This window comes from Bacteroides sp. OF03-11BH, assembly GCF_003604005.1.
Taxonomy (GTDB): domain Bacteria; phylum Bacteroidota; class Bacteroidia; order Bacteroidales; family Bacteroidaceae; genus Bacteroides; species Bacteroides ovatus.
Genome location: NZ_QTMW01000043.1, coordinates 17430 through 40448, shown reverse-complemented (window position 1 = coordinate 40448; position 23019 = coordinate 17430). Strand labels below are relative to the sequence as shown.

The 23019-nt window shown below is 44.8% G+C and carries 18 protein-coding genes and 1 riboswitch; of the genes, 2 read left to right on the top strand and 16 right to left on the bottom strand.

All coding sequences use genetic code 11. The features are described 5' to 3' along the window. Positions 1-3: 3 nt before the first annotated feature. Positions 4-2874, bottom strand: coding sequence for a TonB-dependent receptor (locus DXA54_RS22265; protein ID WP_004311273.1), 2871 nt, complete (start codon positions 2872-2874; stop codon positions 4-6). 910 nt (positions 2875-3784) lie between these two features. Beyond that, positions 3785-5665: a carboxypeptidase-like regulatory domain-containing protein gene (locus tag DXA54_RS22255; RefSeq protein WP_004327093.1), complete on the bottom strand. Its 1881-nt coding sequence runs from the start codon at positions 5663-5665 to the stop codon at positions 3785-3787. A 987-nt stretch (positions 5666-6652) separates the two neighbouring features. Here DXA54_RS22255 and DXA54_RS28270 point away from each other — a divergent pair. Next, positions 6653-6814 carry a hypothetical protein gene (locus DXA54_RS28270; RefSeq protein WP_153862836.1) on the top strand — a complete coding sequence of 54 codons (162 nt, stop codon included), beginning with the start codon at positions 6653-6655 and terminating at the stop codon, positions 6812-6814. A 108-nt stretch (positions 6815-6922) separates the two neighbouring features. On the opposite strand, the gene DXA54_RS22250 is transcribed toward DXA54_RS28270, so the two are convergent. The 3 genes from DXA54_RS22250 to DXA54_RS22240 all read right to left on the bottom strand — a co-directional run bounded on the left by DXA54_RS22250 (position 6923) and on the right by DXA54_RS22240 (position 8475). Continuing rightward, positions 6923-7711, bottom strand: coding sequence for a ParA family protein (locus tag DXA54_RS22250; RefSeq protein ID WP_004311277.1), 789 nt, complete (start codon positions 7709-7711; stop codon positions 6923-6925). Positions 7712-7786: 75 nt separating this feature from the next. Next, positions 7787-8191: a DUF3408 domain-containing protein gene (locus tag DXA54_RS22245; RefSeq protein WP_004315818.1), complete on the bottom strand. Its 405-nt coding sequence runs from the start codon at positions 8189-8191 to the stop codon at positions 7787-7789. 29 nt (positions 8192-8220) lie between these two features. Then, the gene (locus DXA54_RS22240) at positions 8221-8475 is read right to left on the bottom strand and encodes a hypothetical protein (protein ID WP_120080690.1); all 255 of its coding nucleotides are present in this window, start codon (positions 8473-8475) and stop codon (positions 8221-8223) included. A 121-nt stretch (positions 8476-8596) separates the two neighbouring features. On the opposite strand from DXA54_RS22240, the gene DXA54_RS22235 reads away from it, so the two are divergent. Beyond that, positions 8597-8806, top strand: a complete 210-nt coding sequence (locus DXA54_RS22235) for a hypothetical protein (RefSeq protein WP_005829337.1) — start codon at positions 8597-8599, stop codon at positions 8804-8806. Positions 8807-9389: 583 nt separating this feature from the next. Here DXA54_RS22235 and DXA54_RS22225 read toward each other — a convergent pair. From DXA54_RS22225 to DXA54_RS22175, 11 genes are all read right to left on the bottom strand, one after another. Continuing rightward, positions 9390-9956 (bottom strand): DUF2284 domain-containing protein, encoded by a 567-nt coding sequence (locus DXA54_RS22225; protein ID WP_004289236.1) that lies wholly within the window; start codon positions 9954-9956, stop codon positions 9390-9392. Next, a complete protein-coding gene (locus DXA54_RS22220) occupies positions 9953-10711 on the bottom strand; it encodes an ABC transporter ATP-binding protein (RefSeq protein WP_007748724.1) in 759 nt (252 codons plus the stop codon). The genes DXA54_RS22225 and DXA54_RS22220 overlap by 4 nt, the downstream gene beginning before the upstream one ends. Continuing rightward, positions 10708-11688, bottom strand: coding sequence for a FecCD family ABC transporter permease (locus tag DXA54_RS22215; protein ID WP_004311292.1), 981 nt, complete (start codon positions 11686-11688; stop codon positions 10708-10710). Before DXA54_RS22215 ends, DXA54_RS22220 begins: the two co-directional genes overlap by 4 nt. Next, entirely contained in the window at positions 11689-12828 is a 1140-nt protein-coding gene (locus tag DXA54_RS22210; RefSeq protein WP_004289233.1) for an ABC transporter substrate-binding protein, read from the bottom strand. An 11-nt stretch (positions 12829-12839) separates the two neighbouring features. Next, positions 12840-14918, bottom strand: coding sequence for a TonB-dependent receptor plug domain-containing protein (locus tag DXA54_RS22205; protein WP_004311295.1), 2079 nt, complete (start codon positions 14916-14918; stop codon positions 12840-12842). Positions 14919-14936: 18 nt separating this feature from the next. Beyond that, the gene (locus DXA54_RS22200) at positions 14937-16037 is read right to left on the bottom strand and encodes a YncE family protein (protein ID WP_004293828.1); all 1101 of its coding nucleotides are present in this window, start codon (positions 16035-16037) and stop codon (positions 14937-14939) included. 28 nt (positions 16038-16065) lie between these two features. Next, entirely contained in the window at positions 16066-18156 is a 2091-nt protein-coding gene (locus DXA54_RS22195) for a lipoprotein (RefSeq protein WP_004311297.1), read from the bottom strand. A 14-nt stretch (positions 18157-18170) separates the two neighbouring features. Beyond that, positions 18171-19952, bottom strand: coding sequence for a PKD-like domain-containing protein (locus DXA54_RS22190; RefSeq protein ID WP_004293827.1), 1782 nt, complete (start codon positions 19950-19952; stop codon positions 18171-18173). A 64-nt stretch (positions 19953-20016) separates the two neighbouring features. Continuing rightward, positions 20017-20934, bottom strand: coding sequence for a DUF4465 domain-containing protein (locus tag DXA54_RS22185; protein WP_004289228.1), 918 nt, complete (start codon positions 20932-20934; stop codon positions 20017-20019). Positions 20935-21088: 154 nt separating this feature from the next. Next, positions 21089-21281: riboswitch (cobalamin riboswitch) on the bottom strand. A gap of 386 nt (positions 21282-21667) precedes the next feature. Continuing rightward, positions 21668-21997 carry a hypothetical protein gene (locus DXA54_RS28615; RefSeq protein WP_004289226.1) on the bottom strand — a complete coding sequence of 110 codons (330 nt, stop codon included), beginning with the start codon at positions 21995-21997 and terminating at the stop codon, positions 21668-21670. A 46-nt stretch (positions 21998-22043) separates the two neighbouring features. Beyond that, positions 22044-22937: a phage integrase SAM-like domain-containing protein gene (locus DXA54_RS22175; RefSeq protein ID WP_004289225.1), complete on the bottom strand. Its 894-nt coding sequence runs from the start codon at positions 22935-22937 to the stop codon at positions 22044-22046. Positions 22938-23019 lie beyond the last annotated feature (82 nt).

Below are 23019 nucleotides of genomic sequence, written 5' to 3'. Positions count from 1 at the left end.
ACATTATAAAGTGAGTGATAATTCCAGCCCAAAGAAAAATCGGTTATTCAATTGAATATATGAACCCGGATTACGTTTGGATTCTCTGCGCGGATAACTTCTGAACATATTGTTGGCAAAGAAAGAAACACGTAGCATATTGCTAATTTCTTTAGTTACATTCAAGTTAAAACAAAAATAAGGACTGTATGATTCTTTTATAGCATTATTATGACTTACATTATTCAACATATATCCATATCCTGCATCCTTTACTTGCTGGGTAGTGGTATATTTCCCCTTGGGAAACATATTTACAGACGCATCTTCCAATGCTAAATAGCCCACAGGTATAGAATCGTTTCCAAATGTATTCCAATTAGACTGCTGCCAAATAGCTTGTGCTGTCATCGTAACAACAAAACCGATACGCGGGATATTGTGAGTGGCACGTAAAGTCGTTACAAATTGTTGTTTGTAACTTGCATTGCCTTCTTGAGAATAAATGGCCACCGGTTTACGGGCTGAAGCAGCATCTTCGCTATTGTCATAGAAGCTATAACCCTGACGCCAACTCTTAGTACGCATCCATGAGCCATTTATTTGGAAGGCCGTACGGATAGCATCAATACGTCCGATATTCAAATCAAATTCTAAACCTTTAGTTTCTATATTTAAATTATTAGTTGGTTTTGCATAAGTAGACAATACCGGTAGGCTACTACTAAGCTCTATCCCGTTTTCTGTGCGCTGGTATTCATTGTAGATAAATGTATTGAAGGTGTTGAAGGTTTGGCTCATTACATAACCATCCTTCAGACGCTCCTTATAAGCTATTACATTCAGATTGGTTTTACCCACTCGTAAATTAAAACCGACTTCTGCTTTATGATTTTGGGCAATCTTCAAATCTGAGTTATCTACTTGCCGAACTTCTGTGGTAGTCATAAACAAGCGCTGGCTTTCCGGAATATTTTCATTGGTAAGCTCATTTATATTGATATATTCAAAATATGCATTTTCTGGATATAAATAGAGAAGAGAAGGCATCTTTGCAGCAATACCGTAACCTCCCTGAAGACTTAATAGATTCGGAATCAAATCAATGGATGCATTTACACGTGGCGAGAAAATGCCTCCTACTACTGAGGTATGATCATAACGCACACCAGCCTGAATGTTCAAATCATGCGTACCGCTTATGGACCATTTGAAATTATCTTCCACATATGCACCAAATTGGTTAATGAAAGGAATATCCTTATAGTTACGTGGACGGAAAGATGAATTATGACCGTATTGACTACGATAAGGAGGAGTACTTGGGTCATAAGTTTTTCCTTTACCAACGTTACCGTCACTCCGGAAATCCGCACCAATCAAGATGCGGTTGTTTACATGACCGCTCGCCTTGAATAGAGAACTCGTCACTTTAGCAAACAAATTAACTTCACGACTATCGATCTCATAGTGTCCCAAATAGCTGCTTGGTAGATAAACAGCATAATGATTTATGTCTTCCGGTCCAAAATTAGTAATTTGATTACCATTGGCATCATAGATATGCTGACCTGCAAAGTTACTAAGTACCGCACCGTTTGTAGTGGTCATGGAATAAGGAGATGTAGCAGAACTGTATACGGTTTCATAATAACTGTCTTTATCCATATACGTACCTGACAATACATAGCGTAGTGTTTTTAACCAGCCCTTATTTATATTCCATGTACCATTGGTATTCAAAGTAAAACCTATATCGCGGCCTTCCGAAGCTGTTTTAGTTTGTTCATCATCAGGATTACGTTCACGTTGATCCTTACCATAAATAAAATCAAAGCTGGAATTGGTACGTAACTTATTATTAAAGAAAGTATTTGAATAGAGCAACTTTGTTGTGGCACGCTGATAGTGCTGGTAACTGGATATTGGATTATTCGTATTATAAGCATAATCTGCACTTACATTTAAAGCGCCTTTCTTTTTTCCAAGTTCAAAACCGGTTCCCATAGACACCTGATAGATATTGGGATTGGCTTTTGCTTTGACACGTAGCGGCTCACGACCAGCTTTTGTATTAATAATTACTGCTCCTGAGGTCAGATCACCATATTCAACAGAAGGGATACCACGAACGATTTGTATAGACTCTATATTTTCAGTAGAAATACTACGAACATCGGTTCCACCAGCCGGCGAGGCACCTCCGGCCAATGAAGCGGGTGTTTCCGTACCACTTAATACCGTAGGGCTCATCGCAGATAGATTAGCATTATTTGAGATGGGGGCACCATCACGAATTATTGCGGTGCCCATAGCATTCATCGGAGCTTCCGGACCACTGGAACTGGAAACTTGACGGATGTTAATCTGTTGTGCCGAACTCATATCTTGATTCTGTGAAATTCCACCTGGCATCAATGACATTACATCATATAAACTGGTCGCTTGCATATGGTCCATAGCAGAGCGGGAAATGTGAGAAGATGTGGATTTGCCTGAACGGCTGTTGGTTGCAGTTACTGTAACTTCTTTCAACTTAAAATCCTCATTCCTCATTGTAAAATTAAGAACCAAATCCTTATTTACATTTATTAAGGTGTCAATGGAGACTTTGCCCAAATATTGAATTTGCATACGAATTTTACCAGTAGGTACGTTTTCCAGTATGTATCTACCATTTTCATCAGAGGTTGTCCCTAGTGCAATTTCAGGAATAGACACAGCTGCAAATTCTAAAGGCAAACGCTTGTTGTTGTGGTCGTACTCATAAACAGTGCCTGTAAGTTTTACTTTGTAATTGTTTTGCGATTTGATAGGGAGGGCAATTCCTATGCAAATAAGTATAAACAAGTATATAATATTACACCCCAAAATACCTTTTTTCATAAGTAACATCATATTTATTAATAATGCAAAATTATATGTAAATTTTAAATTAAAACAAACCATTGTGTGTAACAAAACTAAAATTATTAAAAATACATGTTGTTTTTGTTGGTGCCGTTGCATAATCTCACAGACCTCAACCGTCTGTTGTCTAACAATATAGCAACTGCATTATATTTAGGAAAATCCAATATATATTAGTACTTTATTTAAGTTCCATACATAGTAATACGGATCTTGAGTGATTAAAAGCAAACTGCAAATCTAAATAAAAAACGGGATGGTTGTAGTTCTGATATGCTATATCTTAATACAACGCAGATAAATACTTATATTTTCATTGATAGATCTAACTAAGTTAAAAAACGGATTTTCTCCAAAATTCTTCTGATAGCTCCGTTCCAGCCTCATATTTATCGCACTTTACAGAAGCCCCAGTTCAAATATAAGGAAACTGTATCTCTCTTCGATAAAAGATCTATTTTAGGATGCAAAATTAGATATTACAAAAGATTATAAAAATACCATTTTTTGGGTATAAAAACGCATCTAATACCTATATATAGGTATTAAATATCATTGGCAATGTATGTTCCATTTCATTAAGCAAACAATTTTTTGTATAAAATACAAATAGTACTTTTTTACCCACTTAAAAAGTGCAAGAATGTATAAAAGTCCATGTGTCAGCTATAATAGGGGCATGAATAGGCATCCGTTCCATACCTGTCCCTATTTGAATCGGTCACCCCACAGTGACCGGACATTACTCACCCAATTCGGATTCTCATTACAGTAGGCAACGAAAATCTGTATCAAGTTCCAAAGCCCGAGAATCATTCCATTAAACCTGGCAGGAATTGTGACAACATGTCTGCTTGAAACAGCTACTATTATGGTATCATGCTGTATTGTTATGCTATATACCATGTTCTAAGTCAAAACTCTTTTTTTTTAGAATTGAAGGTTTAAGGCTCCATCCGAAAGTCAATATCACTTTCTCAAAATTCTTTTCTACAGCACCCTTTGTATAAGTTAGGATGTCTTTCTCTAGAAAATTTTTGAAATCAGATGAACTCATGTCTCTAAAAATGTTTATATATTCTTTTTTAAGAAATTCATTTATGGCATGTGCCGATATCTTTTTTTGCGTGCACTTTTCTATAACATATAAGTTGCTTGGTACCGGTACCATCGTGTCCAGCCCCATGAAGATATTACAGTCTACCATAAGAGTATAAGCGCCGCTCTCGGCAAGAGGTGCGGAAATGCAGTAATTGGCTTGCTCAAGCAGAGAATCCACCAGTTCTTTTGTGGAAGAACTGATACTATTGGCCAATTGTTCATATCCTCTTAGATTCAGTTGGGATATGGTCTTTTCGATAGCCGGGATGAATTTCATTCCTGGACCCAGGTTCAAATCAAATCTTTTGTAATAGACAAGAAGCTCATTCCAATCTTTGTACCGTGAAGGTTTGATGATATTTACATTGTCTATACCATGTTGTTTAAGATACTCGCCGGAGGAAAATGCATCTTCTTTGAAGGTCTGTGTGTTTCCATCCGGGAAACTTAAATAGATGGTCTTATATGTGTCTCCAGTGTTGGTCCTTGCAAAAGCTTTACATTCCTCACCTTTGAGATAATATGCTGTGGTGATGTCAAAACCATTACCGCTGGCATCATTGTCATAGCAACAATTCCACTTTACCTTATCAGATGGGAATATACGGCTTATATTCTCTATTTGGGATTTGGTGACATATCCCCCCGTGCTTATGAATGCGCATGTGGTTTCTTTAGTATAATGGTTTATTTCGTAGAAACTCATTGCGTCAATAGCGGATTCAAAGAGATATATGTCTGTAACCTTGTCAAAAGGAACAAAATTGGCCATCCAACAGCTTTGTGCCTTGTCACCACCCGTGGCAAAGGCTTTATAATTGGTATTGGTCTCTGCAAAATAGTTCCTCATTTCAAAGTTAAGGATTTCCATCTGGGAGGGTTTGCGGAATGGAAAGCCGATATGATTGTTTTTTCCTACCTGGTAGATGAACAGTCTATTGGCGAAATCCTCCACAGTCTGTGGAGAGAGCTTCCTTTGGACGGTCAAATATGGATTATCCTTTTTGATAGGACGAGGATTCCAATAATTCAAATTGGATTCAATATCATTTGGATTCAGTCCCAGCAGAGGATTGTTTACCGTTTCGGTATCTTCATTGGTGATCTGTTGAGTAGGCATTGGTACACCATCAATGACGAAGAGAGGCTGGGTTCCTCCTGTGACGGAGTTGACACCTCTGATTCTGAAAGTCATTCCGCTTGACAATGAACCGTCTGTGGGGATAATCTGTACTCCGCTGATTTTGCCTTGTAGTGCTTGCAACGTCTGCGTAGAACTACTGTTTACAATATCTTTTATATTCACAGAAGCAACGGCGGTTGCAATATCACTTTTTCGCTGGCTACCATAGCCTACAACAACCACCTCATCCATCTCTGTGACTGAAGGGTCTAGAATGATATCAAATCTTCGGTTCTTTCCGATAGTGATAGTTTTGGGCTTATATCCCAGATAACTGATGACCAGTTTTTCAGAAGGAAGTACTTTTATCGTGAACTTTCCTTCTAAATCGGTGATTACTGCATTGGTGGTACCTTCGATATTTATCGTGGCACCGATAAGAGGTTCACTCTTCTCATCCAACACTTGCCCTGAAATAGTTACTTGCTGTGCTAATGCTACAGTGAAATGTAGTATTAGAAACAATGTGCTTAATAGTACTTTTCTCTTCATAGTGCAGATATTAAAGTTTATAATAAGGATTAATACAATTAGATTTAAAATGGTAGTGCAAATAAAGCGAATTATAATATCCATGTTTTGACCTATTGTACTTTTCTCTTGACCAAATTACAGACTTTTTCTTCAAAGGTAATCGCTTTCTATTAATTTCATTTATCACCGCGTAAAATTATTCGATTGGACTTTTTATAGTGAGTATTATCATGGGGAGTATTAAAAAAGATTGGATATGAAAAATAGTATGTTAAATCATTCTGTTTTCTCAAATATGCAGTGGGGTGTGAGCGCAAGGAAAAATATCTGTAGAAATTGATAATAATGTATTTTATTCAAACTTTCCATTTATCCAAACTCTATCAGTTATCTGCACTTAAATCAGGCTTTGATATTTCAAGAGTTTGGATAAATGATTAAGGATTCAGTCTGCATTAATACCGAACATAGCAGTCAGTGAACGATTGATACCTTACGTTCGCATCGTGCGAAGTCTATTCCTTTCCACACGGTTTTGCGTCCGGCTGAAGATGCACACTCGGCTTGCGCCTTGTTCCTTTGCTGTTTCTTTATACTTGAAGTTCTACAATTCGTTTCACAAAGAATTACCCTGTGGAAGTCTGCCCGCTTTCGCGTAGGGTGACGTTGAAACCTTTATCCAGGGCATTACACCATGGCATTCGCTTTCTCCACAATCCTTTACCCGCACCTCATTCGGCCGCTCTTACAATTGGCCACCCATCGGTTATTGGCTGACGGGAGAGATACGGGCTTACCAAGTTTCGCACAAATAACTGACGACCGACTTAGACTCCGCCTATCCACCAGCAGTGCGACATCCGTGTAGCACGATGTAACAGCGTACTATCCTGACTGCTTGCCTTTTGGAATGGCCCATAAATATCCGTGAGCTAATTCATAGTCACGATGGTACGGCGATTCACTTAGGTTACTCATATCAGTCAGCTTTGACATTCTTCGCCTATGATGCTTAGGTTGGAACGTCGTTGTCAAGAGGGCTTCGCACCCGACCGTTGCCAGTCACGTACGCCTCTTCAGGCTACTATTGATGGAACAATAGGTTCAGACACGATGCTGAACAATTACTTGTGTGACCTCTTGGCGCACATTACACTACTAAGGTAATGCTTTTATAGGAGAAGTCACATCTGTAAAAAACTTATTATCATGCAATTATCTTACTTTATCTTAGGCTAAAAGCCCTTATTCAAGGTGTCTGTATCCTATCATCCGCTACCGCTCGGTATCGGATTCCTCCAGACCGATGGCATGGCATATCTCCTCCACCAGTTCAGGAAGGCCGGAGTCTTTCTCCTGACGGGGATCGGGTGGAAACAGCGTGGAACGAAAGACACCCTTACAGACAGGGTCCGCCTCCTTGTTGTAGCGGAGGGTGTTCGGAATGTGTGAGGACAGCAGCCGCAGCCCCATCCTGTGGATGACCCGGTTCCAGGCATCATACAAATTCTTCCGTCCCCTTCTATCCACCATGTTCCAGAACAGCCGGATTCCTTTCAAGTTGCAGTTCCCCTTGGCGATCAGCTCCTCTTCCAGCACCTTGGTAAACTGCAGGGAACTCTGCATGACGATATTGTCCGCCTTGAGCGGGACAAAGATATAGTCCATCGCGGCAACGGTATGAACCACCCCCTCGCTGCGGAGCGTTCCGGGAAGGTCGAAGAGCACGATATCGAAAGTCTCCCCTTTTTCGTCCATATAACGCCGCAGGTCTTCCACCCCCTTTTCCGGGTCGCTTTTGATGACCGGATAGGCAGGCTTACGGATTCTTTCGTACTGCCGGTACAGGTTCACCTTCAGGTCGTCATTTTTCATGACATTCTCCATGTCCCTCTCACGCATCAGGGCGATGCTGTGCTGCGGGGAGTCACAGTCCACAACCGCCACACGCACGTCTTTGCGGTAATGCAGGACACTGGCCAGCAGTACCGTAAAGACGGATTTTCCCACGCCACCCTTCTGGCTGGCGATGGCAACCAACAACTCTTTTTCTTTTTTCATCATACTTCTTTTTCATTAAAAGTTAAACACTATTGTTTCAGAAACAAAAATAATGCTCCCATCGGGGGAGATCCCCTGTCATGGGGGACGAGCCTTTATGACCGGGCCGGGCAGGGACTCCTCCAGAATCATGTCCGTCGTTTCCCTGTATTCTTCCAGATGCCGCGAGACAAGGTGGTTGATGAACCCCTCCAGAGTGACCTTTCCGTTTCTCGAGGCTCCCGCCAGGATGGACAGTTTCCGGTGCAGGGCGGCGGGAATATGCAGCGACCGACGCTGCACGCCCGCAATGCCATGCAGGTATTCCTCCCCGTAGACGGATGGTTGCATGGGGCCATTTTTCCTTGCGGGACGTATAATGTCGTTACCGGACGTTCCACGTCTCTTCCGGGGACAGGCAGGCGCTTCCCCCATGATCTCACGGATGCGGTCCGCGTCCATCCCGCCAAGACCAATCCGCTCTTTTACGTTCTTTCCTGTCATGATATGCCTTCTTGGACAATGACAACGTTTTATCGGCGAGGTGTTCCTCCCGGCTGTCCGTCCTCATCCCAGGGACGGTAGACCTCACCGAGCAGGGAGGCGATGTCCTCCCTGTGTTCCTCCGGACCTGTCACTTTCCCTGCCCGGACCTGACTTCCATGACTTGGTATCTCCACCACTGGTTCCAGGGATGGGGAAACGGGAGCTGACAGAAGGTTCCCCGTGAGTCCGACCCTCTCGAGAACGATATCGGAAAGCCGGTTCTTTTCCTTTTCTGAATCCATATTTTAAAATCTTAAATTATTAAATTACACAACTGGTATTGTCTCGGAATACAAAATAAAGGAAGAAGAGAACAGGATGAAACCACCTGTCACTTATAGTCATCCAAAGTCAGTTATTGTCATGATACACATGACGGGGGGGACGGAGATGCCGTTCCGTTCGGACGGTTCTTCCTATGCGGAGGCGACATCAGAGGCCCGTAGTGGTGTGGAAAAGCGAGCGGGATTCCGTTTCCTTGTCCACCGTTCCTTTTTAATCCTTATGGGCAGGCGTGAGAGCGCGCATCCGTCCGGATACGGATTCTTAAATTATCGGTCTATGGGAGTGTAAAAGTATTAATCCGTTAATGGAGAATTATGAAGGAAGACCATAAGGTGTACACGGCTACATTCTCCATTTGCAGAAGTGTAGAAGTAGTAATCCATTAATGAAGATAATGCAGAAAAACCATAAACCATATACGGCTCACTGCCGCTCTCCATTTGTAGATGTGTAGAAGTAACAATCCATTAATGGACAATAGGGCATGTAAAGGGCAGATTTCCCGTATATTCGCCTCCTTATTCCCGAATTATGGACGTAAGTCATATGATTATGGAGAGATATCCACCCTTTTATGGGGAGAGCAGCCGGCAAACACCTGATGGAAATGCCTCGTAAATCACAGGAGAATAGCCATACAATGGGCTAATACACAATAATTATTGGATAAATGTGGTCCGCTCCTGCGGACAGCAAGTTGTGTTTTCGTTTAACGAAAACAGGACGGTTTAACGGAGAATACACCGATAAACCGTTACTTATTTCAAGCTCCAGCGTCGCTTTTTACATATCTAACTATAATTCATTTGAAATCACAAAACAGATTGAACCGAATGTGGTTAGTTTGTCTGTTTATTTCATGTCCGAATCATTAGTATGCTATGTTGCAAAGTTCGTATTCATTATGAAAAAATCCGCTTACGAGAACAAGATATTCAGGTAATTTGCCATCCTTTCCCCAAAGAAGTTCGATGTTAAAAAGTTCAGAAAGCGTTTTGGCTATGTCAAATCCGAAGGCTTCGAGTGACGGACGCACTTTTTCCGGGTGTCGGCATGGTGTGCCGCAGTTACGCGTACACTCGTTATCTGAGCAGTGAAGACATTTACCTATATAGGCAAATGAACGCCCTCCATATTTCCGTTCCATATCCAATAATTCGCTCTCGATTCGTATCCGTTCCGGTAAAATGAGTTTTTGTGTATATTCAATCGGAATATCTTTGTCTTCAGGGATTATCTTCGTTGCCATAAGATGTGCATACTTGTATTGTCGGAGAAACGATTCCGTATCAAAATCAAATGGAGGACACCCCCAACTTTTACCGTAATTGGTACATTGTTTGCAAAGTTCAAGAAAATGTGGTTCGTCACGGAATTCGGCGATGTATCCTTCAACAGTGATGTCTGAAGTAAAATTTTCTACAGTGTATATACTCATTGTTTCAAAATCATTGTACCGCATAAGGAGTCGAAACGGATGTTTTCATTTTGGAAAAGTCTGTCAATGTATCCGCTTTTCTGCATTTCAGACGCGGTCAAGCAACTTAAATTCGGGGTATCTAACAATGCTATCGAATCGCACATGGACAACGCGATGTCAAGTTCATGTGTCGAGAACATGATACATTTTTTCTCGTCGTGGACAAGCCTACGAAGCAACGCCACAAGTTCGTAGCGATTAGGCATGTCAAGAAAGGAAGTCGGTTCATCAAGGAGAATGATAGGAGTATCCTGTGCCAATGCACGAGCAATCATCACACGCTGGCATTCGCCATCCGACATTTTATCCATCGTGCGGTTTGCATAAGCCTCCATTCCCACCGAAATGAGCGATTGCATGACTATCTCCTTATCTGTTTCTTGCATCCTACCTATCCAGTTGGTATAAGGAGCACGGCCTATGGCTACGACATCCTTGCACCGCAGGTTGGCGATGCGCGTGCGCTCGGTCGTGACGATAGCCAGCGTTTTTGCCATATCTTCGGTTTTCATGCAGGCGATGTCGTGCCCGTCGAGAATGATTTTTCCGGAATAACACCGGTTCAGACCGGCTATGGCGCGGAGCAACGTCGATTTTCCTGTCCCGTTTCTTCCGATAAGGGCTGTCAGTTGACCTTTTTTTATCGTGGCATTTACCTCGTGGAGCAACGAGTTTTCTTTGTAACCTATGGAAAAATGCTGTAATTCTATCATGCGGTGATGGATTTGTTGCGTAAAACCACCCATACGACGATTGGGATTCCCAATAGAGCTGTAATGGCGTTGATCGGCAAGGTGAATATTTTAGAAATGATGTCGCAAAGAAGCAATATCGATGCTCCCGAAAGAATTGTTCCAGGCAGAAGGACATGATGATCGCTATTTTGGAAAAGCATTCTTGTGACATGAGGCATAGCGAGACCTATGAAACCTATCGGACCGCAAAAAGCGGTTATCGTTCCGGCGAGCAGCGTTGTCGAGAGAAACAACAGGCTGCGTGAACGCCGAATATTCAGTCCCATTGTTACGGCATATTCCTCTCCGAACAGCAGGAGGTTAAGCGGTTTGATGGTCAGTACAGCCAACAGCAGTCCGGCAAACACCGATGGAACAAGAATCAGAAGTTGTCCGGAGGTGACGTCACCCAAAGCCCCCATCGTCCAAATGACAAAGGCTTTCAGCGATTCCTCTTTGCTGAGGTACTGCAATATCTGCACGACAGCACCTACGCCCGATGAGAACATCATGCCCAGAATCAGGATTACCATGATGTCTTTTATTCGCTGTCCGACGGCAGTTATCACGAGCAACACGACAGCCGCACCCACCCACGCTGCTCCGGCAATGCCTATTGATGAACCGATCCCGGCAAGTACCACAAGTGCCACACCGAGACTTGCACCGGAACTGATGCCAAGGACATAGGGACCGGCAAGAGGATTACGGAAGAGGGTCTGCATCTGAAGACCGCTGACCGATAAGGCAGCCCCGGCCAACAGTGCCACTATAGCTTTTATGAGGCGTATGTTGAGTACGATTTTTTCCGTGGCACGGGAACAATTTCCCCCGGTCAGTGCTGCCCATACATCGCGGATCGGAATGTTGACAGCTCCCACGGCCAAGTCCAGTAAAAAAAGACCGACCGTGAGCGTAATCAATATGGAGAATAATATAGTCGAACGGGAACGCATCTATTTCAGTTGCTTGTAATACACACACTCTTCCTGCACCAGTTCAGGATGGAATATCTTCACGAGGTCGCGGAGCACGATGTCAGGATTCACGACGGCAGACTCGTAATAGTCGTTACCCCCGGCTGTGTTGGTACGGGCGTTGTTGTTATACACCTCTCCATTTTTGAAACATCGGGTATCGGTGAATTTCGGACATGATGCCTTCAAGTCGTCAAGGGAGTTCGCCATTCCCACGTTCAACCACATGTCCGCATCCGACGCGAGCAGATATGCTTCTTCTAAGTCAATGGGGATAGAAGCGTTTCCCGTGTTCTTCTGGTAGATATAGCGGCCTCCCGCATCAGTAATCAAGCGGGCTACATAACTTTGGGTTGAAGGCATGAACCACGAGTCGCCATAGGGAACATTAAGCATAACCGAAGGAGTGCCGAGGGTACTGTCGGCCACTTTCTTTTTCAAGGCGTTGTATCTGACCGGGATTGCGGCAAAGGCTTTTTCACCCTTCTCACGTTTTCCTGTGACTTCTGAAAGCACTACCATCCATTCGGCCTTGCCGAGAGGCGACTCTTCAAGATAATCGCCGACATACATGAACGGTATGTCGAGTTCTTCGAGTTTGCTTTCCATTGCGCTTGCGCCGTTCACCCCATAGAGCAGAACGAGGTCGGGATCGAGCGAGAGCAGCAACTCGTAGTTGATGTTCCCTTCATAGCCGACATCGCCAATACTGTCGCGGCGGGCTTGGATGTCTGGGTTGGAAATGTAGTCGATTCCCGAAACGCCGGTTATACACCGGACTTCACCGATTGCGTCAAGCATGGCGATATGAGTGGAAGACATCGCCACGATACGTTTGGCGTCTCCTTTGAGTACCTGTCCTGCAAACCCTTCGGGAACCTCTTCACCGTTGCGGACGATAAACAGCCATGTGGTTACACTGTCCGCTCCCTGCCAGGGATTCCTGACGGTTATCAGTACGCTTTCCTTCCCGCCCGCCCCTTTGATGTCGAAGCCGGAGGCATATTCGGGAGCATAAAGCAGCAGGTTGAAATCATTGATTTTTGAGCTTTTGTTGTGGCAGCCTGTAAATGCCAGAGAAAGCAACAAAATCAGGCTTAAATTCTTTAATGCGTTCATATTGATGCAGATTATCGTTTACTATTTTTGTTTTTTCCGAACTTGGGTGTTATGCCGATGAATATCTCGAAATTGATGCCCGGCATGGGACGGGACAATACGGAAAGGTATTCTTCATCGAACAGGTTGTTGATGCTGCCCTTTAGCGACAGATCGGCCCATCGGAAAGAGAGCTGTTTTTCCAGTGTCACGTTATTCATGAAGTAAGGGGGCAGATAGCCCGTCAGGGTATAGTCATTACTCGACATGGTATAACGCTGGCTGTAATAACACCATTTGTAAAGCAGGCTCCATGTCCGCCATGACAGACGTCCGGTCACCGTTGCGGAAAACTCCGGCACGTATGGCAACTGTTTGCCGACGGATTGGTCTGCCGGACTCATCGGTTCGCTCTCGTTGATCGAGGGAGTCCACGAGAAAGTTCCGTTCATATCCAGTTTCCAGTCCTTTCCGAGCATTATATCAAGGTGGGCGTTGGTCTCTGCCCCGTAAGCATGTACCTTTTTGAGGTTTCTGGGGGAGAAGAATCCCTTGGTTGTGGGTAGCCAGATGATCCAGTCGTCGATGTGCGAATCGAACCAGTTGATACCACCGCTCAAAGCATATACATTTTCTTTCCCCACCGAGAACGACAACCCCACGTCGTATGTGAAGCCGTGCTCGCTTTTCAGGTCGGGATTACCGCCCGGCAGAAAATAGAGGTCGTTCAGCGTGGGAAAACGGTAGTTCCGGGAGATGGATGCTTTCGCCACGATATTGCCTTTTTTCGACAGTACCCCGTCGATGAAGAAAGCCGGGATAACCGGGGCCCATTCCGTACCGAACATATCCTCGCGAAGGACAAGCGAGGCGGCAAAACGATCGACAGGCCGCCATTTCGCAGAAACGGAACCGGAAAACTCGACACGTCCCTTGTCATACCCGACAACAGCCTTGTTACCTTCCTGCGAGATGATATTTTTGTCCGCGCTTTCCACCAAATGCTGGTGTACGGAAACACCGGCCGTGAACAGCCATTTCTCTGAAGGAGCATAATCCCCGTCCGCACTTCCGTAGAACGTGTTAATCTTACTGCGTGAGCGGGTCATCGAAGCCATTTCGCCGTTTCCCTTGTCCCGCTTGTAATCATAGGCCATCCATGTGTGTATATAGCCGCCTTTTACACCGACCTTCCATTTCTCCCGCACGCGATCCCACGAGAGGACGCCGCGAAACGTCTGCTCCCTTTGGCGGTTCTCGAAGTCCATGTCGTTCCCGTAATCCGTGCTGAGCATCGCCAGTTCCCGGTTGGAATTGATATACCAGGCGTTTAGCCCGAACTTGTCGCCTTCGCCCGTGTTATAATAAATTTCCTGCAAGACGTGCAGATCCTTATAAGCCCCGCTGCGGTTGCGTTCCGTCGGGTAATAGGAACCGATGATGTTCTTGTCCTCGTCATAGATGTTTTCCTTCTTGTCCCGGTTTCGGTATTTGTAGTCGTTGGGGGAAGAGGAATACACCACACGGGTGGAGGACTGCCAGTGTTTGTCACCGTAGGTCAGGCGGAGAAACTCGTCGAACGTGCTGAACGACCCCACTCCCTGCACGTACTGCAACCCGAACCCTTCATGGTTGGCCGGAGAAGTGGAGAGCCTGACCAGACCACCCAAGCCGCCGCCCGTTTCGTTTACCGATGACGTTCCGTGCAGCAGCGAGGCATCATCGATAAAGTAAGAAGGGATGGTGGAAAAATCCGTCATGCCCAGCATCGGGTTGTTAATGCGCATACCATTCCACGTCACTTGGGTATGCGAGGGAGAGGTACCCCGGAAAGCCACGGTGGATAACGTGGCGCGTCCGTAGTTCTTGACAAAAACGGATGAGTTGAATGTCAGCACATCGGCCATAGACAAGGCGATGTTCTCTTTCATGGCGATGGAATCGAAACGGGTTCGTTGCACGCCTATATCCTTCATAGGTCGTTTGCCCACCACCGTAACCTCCGGAATACGTAGTACCCTTTTGGTAATGCTGACGGAATTTTTCTGCTGGGCGGCAAGCAGAAAGGGCAGGCTTACCCCCACGAACAATAGAATAAGATGTCTTTTCATTTTTGTCCTCCTTCCTCGTTATTTCCAGCAGAAAGCTCCCGGAATGATTCCCACGTAAAATTCATCGATCAGCTTGCCTTGCGGCGAATAGCGATACACGATACCTTGTTGCTGGTAATCAATAGCGTCGGCCACATATACCTCCCCGTTGTTGGGATTGACCGTAAGGCCGTAGTATTTGGTGTCCCGAAACTCCAGAAAAGGCCGGACGGGAACACGGTCGGCTTCCACCGGCATTCGCCAAATATCGTTGTTGATCCAGTAAAGTGTATCCCGTGTACCGTTGAGCTGGACTTCCGAAGGCCAGTCGCCCAGCTTAAACTTGAACTGTTTCTCTACGGTGAAAGTCTCGGCGTCTATACGATAGAGAGACGGTGCCTCGTAACCGTATGGGCTGCCCTCGTAACCGCCATCCGTGATGGTCCACATCTTGTTGTATTTGTCCATGACCAGCGAAGTAGGTTGTATGCCGATGGTCAGTTCGTCCACGACCTTGTCCGTCTCCGTGTCGATTTTCAGGATGCGGTTCTGGTACGACCAGCAGTTCACATAGACGTACTTGCCGTATTGTACCATTTGTTCGGTGGAACCCGATTCCATGTCCATGTCTGGACATTCGATATAGCCGGTAATCTCGTATGTCTTGGGGTTGATGATGAAGATACGGTAGTCCCATATCTGCGTCACATAGGCTTTCTCATCCGACAGAAAATGGATATACCGGGGTGAGGTGAAACCTGTGATACGGCCCACTTCCTTGAAAGTATTGATGTCGATGGCGAAAATCACATGCGAGTTGTTCACCACGATCCAGCCTATACCGTCCCGGATAACCATAGACTGGGCCACATCGCCCAACTTGAACCCGTTGGCACGGTAAAACACTTCATTCTCCACTTCGCACGTGGCGGGATCGTAGTAGGAAAGCGTGGCATTGCTGTACTGGAAATTCCCCTCGTTGGTAATGAAAAGACCAGAGGCCGATACAGAGAAATCTTCCATCTCTCCGTAATCCCATTTCATGCAACTGCCGAAAACTGGCAGGCAGAAAAGAAAAAGGCAAATCCGTTGTATTGTTCTGCTCATTGTCATTCGGATAAAAAAGAGTACCCGAATCATTACGGGTACTCTGGTTAAGGTATAAGGTTTAATCCTGCTGCGTATATTGTTTGTCCTTCATATTTTGGAAGGTTGGGTTATACCCACATTTCGTCACGCTCCAACTTTCCCCCGTAATCATTCCGTTTTCTATAAACTTGCCGAAGAAAGTGTAGTCGGTAAATTTCGTCAAACCGTCAAAAACAACCCCATGCAAGGTCTCCAACTTCTCCATGGAAAGTGTTTCCTGAGAAAGAGAAGTCGCACTTTTTATCTGTAGCGTACCATCTATAGTCTGTAATTTATCACAAGTAATGCCTGTTGCTTTATTAACGAACAACCCTTCACCTCCTACGTGAAGCAATTCCGGAATATCCAGCGATTTACTTTGTAAAGATATTGCTAACGAACCCTCTCCCTCTTTATAATATACAGGAGAAGCTGAACAACAAACTTTGGATAGTAAGGGCAAGTTACAACTGGTAAAATTTCCAGATAAATAGAACTGTCCTCCCACTTCTTTCAAGACTGGCATTGTGATTGAAGCAAACATGGGTATTTGGATATATCCATATCCATCTATGATTTCCAAGTCGGGAAATTTGGCATTGCTTCGCATTTGGCCTGTCACATTTAGATTTCCATATACATGTTGAATTGTCGATATGGTATAATCGGTATTGTTGGTGGTTGGCTTACAAGTGAAGTCTTTGATATTCTTGAACGTGATTTCAGGGAACTTATTATTCGTGAGACTGGTGATGACAAAATTTACATTTGACAAATCTTCGGCTGTTTCAATTTTGGAGAGCTGCACCTTGTTTATAATTTCAATCTGGGGCGCTGTTTCTCCGAAGGTTTCAAATCGGGCGTTCGGCAACAGCAGTGTTCCGCTCACATCTTCAAGATAATCCAGCGTGATGCTTCCAAGTGTGGTGATCTTGCTCCAGTCGGGAAGTTGTTTGAGTGCCGTGAAATTCTTTATCTTTATCTGTCCCTTTATCGTTGTCAGTTTGTCCATTCCACCGAAAGCCTGAAGCACGTCATTTCGTTGGGGAACAAAACTACCGGTAGGAGGAGCTTCCATATTGGCTTCCATAATAATACTTCCGTTTACTGTTTCGATTTCCGGAAGGTTGATGGTTTCCAACATCACGGGGACGGTATGGAAATCAAGGCCACCGGTCTCTTTCAGCTTAAGGAAGCTCATGGAAGTCAGCTTGGCAAGATTGTTTACGGACAAGACCCCTCCGACACTTGTCAGTTCCGGTATTTCCAAAGACGCAATCGAACCGGCTGCTGTGTTCTCTTCATTGAGTCCTTGAAGATTCAGATCCTGACCTACAGTAGTCAGAACCGGAAACTCAAAACTCTGTAACGACGACGCATTGAACATCACGCTTCCTTCAATAGTTGCCAGTTTCTCGAATAGGACATACGTCACTTGGTCGTTATATACCGATATGTCTCCGGAGAGCGTTTCCAATGCTTTCATGGAAATCATGTGAAGTTCCGTAGCTTTCGAGGCGACATCGGTCGAACCTACCTGTAAACCTCCGGCAGAAACGATATTATCCAACCCTGTCAAGTCTGCACCGTTGTAACTGTTACGAATGACAATGTTGCCAGTAACCTCTTTCAAAGATGCCAATGCAGATATGTCAGTGATTTTTTCTGCCTCTTCCGCATCAGAGCCGATAATCAGGTTCCCTTTGACAACGGTTGTTTTGGTTGCGGCAAAAGAAGCTACCTCCTCGGTGGTCTTCAACTCCACATCTCCGTCAGATTCTATCTCGCTTTTCACGACCTTATAGGTATATTCGCGGGCATCTCCGTTATAGGATGTCACCCGGAAGGTTCGTTCGTTATCCCAGTCCGTTACCGTTTCAGGATCAGGTATGATTGTTGCAGAAGTTGTGTACTTGAATTCCACTTCGGCGTTGTTCAGCGATACCGTATAGGGAACGGTTATTGTTACTGTATTGTCCGTAATGTCGGCCGTGTACGATTTCCCGTCCACGGTCATCACGACCGATGTGATGAAATTTTCATCTGCATCTTCAGGTATAATTTCATCGTTTTTGTCACACGCTCCCAAAAAGAACAAGGATAGGAGCATGGGAAGAAAATAAATTTTCATACTTGTAATTTTTATTATTTGGTTAGATCCTCAAAAGAAAATACCTCCGTAGAAACTTCGCCCAGCCAGCCGCTTTTGGCCAGAACACCGCATTGTATTTTGATAAAGTCAATATATTGCAGATTGGCTTCCGTTCCATCGGCATGGATGGCATTGGAAATTTTGAAACCGTTCCTTTGTCCGCTTCCATCCACCGTACTGCCGCCTTCTATCTGGTCGTTTCCGAAATTATCCACGTACCCCCAGTCATAACTCTGATTATCCCAATAACCGGTTTGAGAATCTTGGGTGTTGCGGGCGGCCAGACAAGTGCCTGTCAGGGTATAACTGTTTTCCGAAATCCAAGCCGGATAATAATAGTCTTGTGTATGATAAGCGGACAGATAGTCTACCCAGCCGTTTCTACCGTCGGAACTGATCCATTGGACATCCATTTTTTTGCCTTCCGGACGGTAATAGGTCACTTCAAAATTCTGTATTGTTTCTTCCTTGCCTGCTTCAGATCCTTTCAGTTCGTACCACTCGTCATCCGGCAATCCGTTTCCGTTTATATCTTGCATGACCCATACGATACCCGGTTCGGAACTGCCGTCAAAGGCGTTCCCCTGAACACAGAAATCATATTGGTTACCCGAATTGGGAATACTGTGGTCGAAGCCGACGATGATATAACCCCCGAAAGAACCTAAAGAGACGTGCAGTTTGTCTTTCAAACGCTGTGTTGCCCATGCGACAGCCGCTTCAGGGGATGTTTCGTTGCCGGTCATACCGCCTATCGTGCTCGTCTCGTTGATAAATTGGCCGGGAGCTGGGGTATATTCATAGACTTTATTCCAGAGCTTGGAACTTCCCGAAGCCCGGAAGCCGTCTTGTTCCTTTTTGTCCACACAAACGACTTTTACGGTGGCAGTGACAGCCGTTTTCCCTTTGTCGATATTCCTGCTTATTTTTTCCGTCGGTGTGTCTTCCGACACAGTACAGGAGACGGTGTATTCTCCGGGTGCGGACGGCGTGAACTTGAACATGCGTTCCACTTCTCCTTCCATGACCTGACCGTCCACACTCCACTCAAAACGGGGATTGTCGAAATACTCCAACAACGGACGCAGGAAAACAGGACGGTCGGCAAAAGTGTACCTGTCCGTGGATGTTTGCAGGTAAGACGGGGTCGGGAATTTGACAACGTAGGGCATCGTTTCCACGACCTCTACGCTTACGTCTTTCGTTGTTGTCCCATCTATATTGGAAGCGTTGATTGTCACCGTATAAACACCGAGTTCTTTTTCATTGAAAGTATAAGTATTCTCGGTGGAAACGATTTTTCCTTCCCGTACCCATTCGATTTTGAACCCTTCGACATCCGAATGCTGAATATCGGGAGTAAATGTGTAATCGGTATTCCGGACGACTTTTAGCCCCTGCGAAGGTAGTGCCAGTGAGATGACCGGAGGGGTGAGTTCTTTCACTTCTACTTTCAGTTCCTCTTCGGCATAGCCTTCCGCATTGTCTACTCTTAGTTTGACATAAAAATCCCCGCATTCATTCCATGTACGTTGAAGAGACGGACCCGAAGAAACCAGCGTACCGTCTATCGTCCAAGCAAAAAGAGCATCTTCAACATTCTGGTATGTCGGGGCGATAGTCAATTCGTGATCGACCTTGACCGTGTAAATACCGGTCTCGCTGTCAAGTTCTATTATAGGTTGTCCTCCTACTTCTTCGGTAATGACTTCATCCTTGTTGCAGGAGGTGAACAGCATACAGGCAGAAATAATAAAATAGTGAAAACGATGCATGATGTGTGGATTTTAGAAAAATAACAGGGATACCCCCGACAGAAGGGATATCCTTGTATTCTTTTTATTGTATGGTGATATCATCAATACAGATATAAGCCGGAGTATTCAAACCGTATGCTCCCGAATCCGAACCCTCGAAGTTGAATTTCACACTTTGCACCCCTTCGGCATTGATTTCCCAATAATCCCATGTCGTGATAGGATCAACCTGTTGTTGGCCGTTACGATAATCGGCTAAAAGACGTTTGTAAGTGCGGATCAGACCGCCATTCGCATCATAACATTCCAGATTCACTTGGAAATACCCTTTCATCTCTTTCAGAGGAGTCGCTACCCCCGTAGAACCGAACTGATTACCATAAGTAATGACACCATAAGTGTATGAGGTGTTGCAGATCCACAGGCCGACCAATTTCCGGGGAACATTGAAATAAAATTCTGGTTTAGCCATCCATGCCTGATTGTAAGCATCCACATATCCGTAAACGACACCGAAATTGGAACCGCTGTGCCCGGCTTCCTTATTCTGTCCTTCCGCTTCCACCGCAGTGTTATAGACAGAACATTGGTTTAGATAAGAATACCACCAGTCTCCGGTATTTCCCGACTGATTGGAGCGGATGTTCCAGTTGGAAAGTGCGATGCCGCCGCTGGAATACTCTGTGCTTCCACCTACAGTATTAAACATTGAAAGGAAGAGATATTCTTCCGGAGTATTGTCGTAAATGGTGGTTACTTGAGGATACCCTTGGTACGAATAAAGATTTTCTCCGGCCGAGGTAGGTCCTGCTAACATGCCGGGATCGAAATCATCGAAAGTGATAGTTAAAGTACCGTCCGAATTTGTCACAGCACGGGTTTGCGAAGTTCCGGAATCAACCGGGTCCATCAAAAAGTCATCGTCCGAGCTACAGCCAGAGAACAAGGCGGTTGCGGTAAATAGACAGGCACCTGCCAGAAAGCGTAATTTTCTTTTCATAGGTCACTCATTTTAATGTAAAACATATTATTAACAAACACAAAAAATTCCCGTTCGTGCGGACTTACACGAACGGGAATATGTCTGTCTTCAAATATTGAATGGCCGATGAGCTATTCCCTATTTGATTACGACCCGTATATCCCGCAGGTGTAAATCTCATTCCGGTCATGGCAGGTCTTCTGACTCGTCCCGGTCATCGTGCCTTCCCGGTATTACACCAGTGGCAAAAGTTCGATGTCCGTTTTTGTGGACTCACAGCAGCGGGTACTGTCCCGGATTTTCACCGGGTTCCCTTTTCATTCGGAAGGCGTAAACCTCCCGAAACCATTTCCCGACTGCAAAATTATCTATATTACATATCAATTCCAAATAATTCATAATATTTATAATAAAACACACAAAGCATGACAACCGTACTGTTTTAATTAGAGCATTCAAGTTTACGACAAACGAAGACGGTAATTATCATACACAATATCCATAAACCAACAAAACAGCTTGCCATTTTCCATAACAATGCGTTCTGGAATAGATAACTGTTAGCTGCAATTATGCAAGCAAAAAAAGCAGACAGAATAATGACTATTAATATCATGCACCAGAAATTAATCCTATAAATTTATGGAAAACAAGTAAGGGAATGGAAGTTCCGTTGCCGCATGGATGCAGGTGAAGGACCTTCTCTTTTAACGTTGGATACGCCAATGCACGCCAACGGAAGACTCTGATATTATCTGTTTGGAAAGGATATAGGATGTGCGTTACTTTGTCGCATATTCAGAATCTTAAAAAGAATTTTAGTATGGAACTGACAATTATTGAAACAAGCGCGTATTAGGAGTTGAGAAAGCTGGTCAGCACGCTGGTCGTACAGATGGGCGACTTCCAGAAAAAGATTGCCCCGCCTGCGCCGGACAAGTGAATGGATGCGCAGGACGTATGTGATGGACTTATGCCCAAACACTTTCTGAAGAGTTTCCAGCAGCATCCCCTTGAGTATGGCCAGAACGGCAAATGCGTGGCGTCCGATGTGCGGGGTGACCTCGCCCCGGAGTTGCATTTCCTGCCTATGATTCCAAGACTGAGCCGCATGGCATTGTATTCACCTACCGGAAAGACACATTCGGGGAGTCTTTCTTTTCATCCGTACCCCTATATTTTTCAATCAGTTCGATAGCAATGGGCAATAATTTTACGACATACGCCACTCCCGTTTTTATACGGTTGCCCATCAGCCATGTACCGCCGTCGGAGTCGGTATGGATATTATCGTATGTTATGGCTTTCAAGTCCACATAGGAAAGACCGGTGAAGCACATGAACAGGAACATGTCGCGCATGGCACGCTGGCGTTTGTATCTCGGTTCTATATGGATTATCCTTTGCAGTTCCTCTTCGGAAAGGAAAGAACGCCTCTTGTATTCGGGCATACACTCGAATGATGCGAACGGATGAACCCGTATCCAGCCTTTTTCCTGCGCGATATACATCAGCCACTTCAAGGTATTGACACGCCCGAAGACAGTGGAGTTTGCCAAAGCGCATGTACCGAGCATCCAGTTGTAGTAATCCTCGATGAATGATTTCTCAAGTTCTTCGATGACAATATCCTCTGCATTCTTCTTGCTTTTCATGAAAAGCAGGAGACTCTTGTAATCGGCAACCAGACCGCAGTAGGTGCTTTCGGCTTTCTCTATGCCGATTTTCTTTTTATACGGTTCCAGCTGTTCCCTGAAAAGGTTCATAAGGGTGTGGCATTCCTCTGAGAAGCCGACATAGCGGTTATAGACTTTCTTGGCTGTAACAAAACTGTCGTGGTCGCAGATGTACTGGTAGTGCCTGGTGATTTGCGCCTTGATATTGTCAAGCTCCTGATTGAGTGTACGGGCCTCCTCGGACTTGCCTTTGGCCCGGTTGGTTTTGACGTCCCACAAAGCGAGGGACACTTCTTTCTTACAACTGAAACCGGCTTGGGTTCCATTGATGGTGATACGGCCCATAATCGGTGTCTTTCCGTTTTTTACAGACTGTTTATTCTCAAAACACTTAGCTATACATGGTCTGCGATAAGCTAAGAGAGAT